Source organism: Terrisporobacter sp. (assembly GCF_017888745.1).
Lineage (GTDB): Bacteria > Bacillota > Clostridia > Peptostreptococcales > Peptostreptococcaceae > Terrisporobacter.
The window spans coordinates 1-3,502 of sequence record NZ_JAGHFM010000041.1 but is presented as its reverse complement, the minus strand read 5'-3'; the positions used below and the strand labels follow the sequence as shown (position 1 = coordinate 3,502).

The 3,502-nt window shown below is 24.9% G+C and carries 4 protein-coding genes; 2 read left to right on the top strand and 2 right to left on the bottom strand.

The features are described 5' to 3' along the window. Positions 1 to 582 precede the first annotated feature (582 nt). Positions 583 to 1,836, bottom strand: a complete 1,254-nt coding sequence (locus J7G74_RS01790; protein WP_297131085.1) for a deoxyguanosinetriphosphate triphosphohydrolase family protein — start codon at positions 1,834 to 1,836, stop codon at positions 583 to 585. Positions 1,837 to 2,050: 214 nt separating this feature from the next. Here J7G74_RS01790 and J7G74_RS01785 point away from each other — a divergent pair, with 214 nt between their 5' ends. Both J7G74_RS01785 and J7G74_RS01780 read left to right on the top strand, forming a co-directional pair. Continuing rightward, the gene (locus J7G74_RS01785; protein ID WP_297131082.1) at positions 2,051 to 2,539 is read left to right on the top strand and encodes a permease; all 489 of its coding nucleotides are present in this window, start codon (positions 2,051 to 2,053) and stop codon (positions 2,537 to 2,539) included. Continuing rightward, positions 2,530 to 3,066, top strand: coding sequence for a permease (locus tag J7G74_RS01780; protein ID WP_297131079.1), 537 nt, complete (start codon positions 2,530 to 2,532; stop codon positions 3,064 to 3,066). Before J7G74_RS01785 ends, J7G74_RS01780 begins: the two co-directional genes overlap by 10 nt. 205 nt (positions 3,067 to 3,271) lie before the next feature. Here the strand turns inward: J7G74_RS01780 and J7G74_RS01775 are convergent. Then, positions 3,272 to 3,502, bottom strand: a 231-nt coding sequence (locus J7G74_RS01775) for a hypothetical protein (protein ID WP_330616347.1), incomplete at its 5' end; no start/stop codon positions are given.

Genomic DNA, 3,502 nt, shown 5'->3' with positions numbered 1-3,502 from the left:
GTCTGTATCTATGCAAAATGATACATTTTTAAATATATCTTCACCATGTGTATCATATTGAAAACTTAAATTATTTATATTTATTTGCGCTATAATAATCATCTCCTATCATAAGGAAATTTTCTTTAGTCATATAACGAACGATACACCTTTGTTATCACTTTATATATATCCGATTCTCAAATTGACATAAAAAAACTTCCTCGAATTTAAGTAATTTCAATTACTTTAAATTAAGGAAGATATAATTCTACTAAGTATATAGAAAATATAATTATATTCTAGCTCTAAAAACATAATTATATTAATATTTTTCACACAAAAATAAATATATTTTAAGCAATGGTTCAGATATGTGATTTACTAGTATAATCTTATTCTTAATTTAAAGTAATTTAAGGCTTAATTAATAAAGTGTTTTAAAACACTTAAAATAAGCTATTAAACTATTTTTTTGAATAAGATTATTTTCTCACTTTACCTGATCACCTCCGTTATATTACTATGTCCATTATATATGATTGCTTTTGACTAGTCAATTATTCTTATTTCTATAATTAAATATAGAAAACTTTTTATTTTTTAAAATGAAATCAATTCATTAAAGCACTTTATAGCATAGGAATCTGTCATACCAGAAATAAAATCGATAATCGCTTCTTTATAAATTTCTTCTGTTTTCAACATTCCATAGATTTTTTTATTATTAAGACTACTTTTTAAATCTTTAGTATTTATAATACTTTCATCACAATATTTTATTATCCAACCTTTAAAATCACTTATCAAAAATCTGTATCTTTTATCTATATTATTTTGTAAATTTTTAATAGTATTCTCTCCATCGTAGTATAAACTTAATTCTTCAAAAATACTATTTATTACTAAGTAAGCATATTTTTTATAATAATTAAATTGTTTATTATTATATATCTTTTCATAATTGAATTTTTTTATTGAATTAATAAAGTTTTGTTTTTCCTTTGAAAAGCAAATTCCATTTTCAACACTGCTATTTTCAATTAAATCACTTACAAGTTCATTTATTATGACAGAGGTATTTATTGTTTTTTGTCCATGTTGATGACCTAATTTATATATATCTTGTAAATCATCGCGACTAATTATTTTAAGCAATAATGCATCTTCTATATCTCTTCCTAGATATGCTATTTTATCTGATATTTTAACAACACACCCCTCCCAAGTATAAGGTTGCACCTCACCTGGATTTTGTATAGTATTCAAATCTATATTTTCATTTCTAGGTGAAATTCCATTCTCATCAACTTCTCCACAATGACATATTATTCCATCTCTAACTGCGTACGTAAGATTTAAATTAGTTAAACTTCCTTTATCATCAGATAATAAATCTAATTTGTCTACTGCTCTTAGTCCATTTTTTTCATGCCAAAAAGATTTGCCTAGATTATCTTTTACTATTTTTCTTATAACATATTCACCTTCATGACCAAAAGGTGCATGACCTAAATCATGTCCAATAGCTATAGATTTAGTAAGCTCACAATTTAATCCTAAGGATTTAGCTATCATATAACTAACAGATTCTACATGGGCCACATGCTCCATTCTTGTGCAAATATGGTCGTTTTGAGTATTGAAAAAAACTTGTGTCTTATGCTTTAATCTTCTATATGCTAAACTATGTAAAATTCTAGTATAATCTCGCTCAAACTCTGTTCTTACCTCATTATTTCTGGAATATAAATCTTCTTCTCTACGAATAGATTTTTTTAATTTATCATTTTCATAATTTAACATATCTTCAGTCATAGCCACATGTGAAAATTTTTTAACCCTAACATTTTCCATCCCTAATCCCCCCAAGTTTTAAATTAATTTATTATAAGCTTTTGTCTGTAATTTTATAATAGATTAGTCTTTATATAAAATCCATAATTATTAATCAAATCTGCTAATGTTATTTATTTTCCTATAACAAATAAGCTAATACCATGATTTATTTTAACCTTCAATATAGCAGTTTCATATTATATTGTATCAGTCTATTTTAAGGAGGATTTTTATGACATCTTATATTTTATATGGGTTGTGTATATTTTCATTAATTATTTCTTACATTAAAAATAAAGAAAAAACTAAGATAGCTATAAAAAAAGGACTCTCTTCTTTTGAAAATATCATGCCTCAATTTTTTACTATAATAATAGTAATCGGTATACTACTTTCTATAATAGATACAGATACGATTTCTAAAATTATAGGAAGTAACTCTGGTTTTTTAGGTGTATTACTTGCTTCAGTAGCTGGTTCTATTACATTAATGCCTACTTTTGTAGCCTTTTCCATGGCAAATTCTCTTTTAATAAGTGGAGCTGGTTATGCTCAAGTAGCAGCCTTAGTTTCTACTCTTACTATGGTCGGTGTAATGACTTTTTCTTTAGAAGCAAAATATATGGGCAAAAATATAGCTCTAATTAGAAACATTCTAGCATTTTTATTTTCATTTATAGTTGCTTTATTTGTAGAGGCGGTGTTTAGTATATGGACTTAAAATCAATTTTAAAAAGATATAAATTTGTTATTTTATGGATTATAGTAGTAGTTATAATTTATTTTTTTAATAATAATTTTGCTTTTAAAGTCTTCGAAAATGCTAAATCTAGTTTCATGCAAATGCTTGGAGTTCTTCCTCCTATCATGATCATGCTAGGCCTTATTGATGTATGGGTATCTCGCGAATCTATGATGAAATATATGGGAAAAGAATCTGGAGTACTCGGTGTATTTTTATCTATTTTAATTGCATCTTTAGCCGCTGGGCCAATGTATGCAGCCTTTCCTTTTACTAAGGTTCTGTCTGATAAAGGTGTCAAACTTTCTAATATTATGATTTTTTTAAATGCTTGGTGTGTAATAAAACTATCTACTATTTTATTTGAAATAGGAGGACTTGGATATAAATTTACTTTTGTAAGATTTTTAATTGATTTACCTGGAATAATTGTAATGGGATATTTGATTGAATATATTATGAATAAAAATATATTTTTTAAAAATTCTAAGGATAAATCTATTTAAGAAACTTATATTAATGCAATCTTTATATCTACTAAATTATCAATTTAAATCAAATAAATTACTTATGTTAAAAAAGCAACTGGAAATGTAATTTCAAATCCAGTTGCTTTTTTGATAATCTCATTCGTTGTTTCATAATTTAGTGTTTTTTAAGGATATATAACATAAAAAAACTCTCTAATTTTCACATATCTATTTGCAAATTTTACTTAAGTTTCTTGTATTCTAAATATTTTAACAGTAAAATTTCACATATAATAAAAAATTGAGATCCAGAAAATATGGGTAAATTTTCACCTATCTGTGCTAGCTCACGTGCATAAAATTGAATATTTATATCACTTAACTTGGACAATGTATTATTTCCACTTTTACTTATTGATACTATTCTTATGTCATTATTTTTTAGATTCTCTGCAAAACTATTCATAAATTT

Bases quoted from the DNA above. Each gene is read 5' to 3' on its own strand.
- J7G74_RS01780 (WP_297131079.1), top strand. From the start codon at position 2,530: ATGGACTTAAAATCAATTTTAAAAAGATATAAATTTGTTATTTTATGG.
- J7G74_RS01785 (WP_297131082.1), top strand. From the start codon at position 2,051: ATGACATCTTATATTTTATATGGGTTGTGTATATTTTCATTAATTATT.
- J7G74_RS01790 (WP_297131085.1), bottom strand. From the start codon at position 1,836: ATGGAAAATGTTAGGGTTAAAAAATTTTCACATGTGGCTATGACTGAA.